Raw genomic sequence first — 419 nt, forward strand, 5'->3', positions numbered from 1 at the left:
GCCTTGATGCGCTCCCATGCCTTTGCCGGGTTGTAGTCGGCCACGAGATAGCTCGACGGCACGGTTTGCACGTGCGTTGCGAGGGAGAGGATCGCCTCGTTCTCCGTGGCCAGTCCGGATGGCTCGCGGTAGGGCAGCGTGAGGACCGGCTGGTAAAGATAGTGGTCGATGTCATCCCCGAACACGAGTACATCGCCGTACTTGCCTGGCACGATGTAGCAGTAGAGACCTTCCTGTTCCATCAGTACGCGGATGTAGTCCCAATCGCTGATCTGGTATTGCAGGCGGAACGCGTGCTGCGGATAGTCGCGGCGAATCTTGAAGACGAACTGATGTCCCTTGAAGCCGTGGCGGCGCAGGATCGCCTCGATGATCTGCGGCGCGGTCTGTTGCTGAAAGATGCGGCTGGTGCGCGTGAG

The 419-nt window shown here is 60.4% G+C and carries 1 protein-coding gene; it reads right to left on the minus strand.

Annotated features, from left to right (window positions below; genetic code table 11):
- The coding region (locus AC4HNJ_RS21655; RefSeq protein ID WP_490481691.1) for a contractile injection system protein, VgrG/Pvc8 family at positions 1–419 on the minus strand (419 nt) is incomplete at both ends.

The organism is Dyella sp. SYSU CM1112, from assembly GCF_058216415.1.